The sequence below is a fragment of the Staphylococcus arlettae genome (genome assembly GCF_002902345.1).
In the GTDB taxonomy this organism is placed as follows: Bacteria; Bacillota; Bacilli; order Staphylococcales; family Staphylococcaceae; genus Staphylococcus; species Staphylococcus arlettae.
On sequence record NZ_PPQB01000029.1, the window covers coordinates 22,080 to 22,306 of the forward strand.

Annotated in this window: 2 tRNA genes; both read left to right on the forward strand. The window is 48.9% G+C overall.

Annotated features, from left to right (window positions below):
- Positions 1 to 18: 18 nt before the first annotated feature.
- Positions 19 to 92 (forward strand) — tRNA-Trp (locus CD036_RS12200).
- A 2-nt stretch (positions 93 to 94) separates the two neighbouring features.
- Positions 95 to 167 (forward strand) — tRNA-His (locus CD036_RS12205).
- Positions 168 to 227 lie beyond the last annotated feature (60 nt).

The window sequence follows — 227 nt, forward strand, 5'->3', positions numbered from 1 at the left end:
GTTTTTATTTAATAGTATAGGGGTATAGTTCAACGGTAGAATAGAGGTCTCCAAAACCTTTGATGTGGGTTCGATTCCTACTACCCCTGCCATGGCGGCTGTGGCGAAGTGGTTAACGCATCGGATTGTGGTTCCGACATTCGTGGGTTCGATTCCCATCAGCCGCCCTTAATATTAATGGGCTATAGCCAAGCGGTAAGGCAACGGACTTTGACTCCGTCACGCGC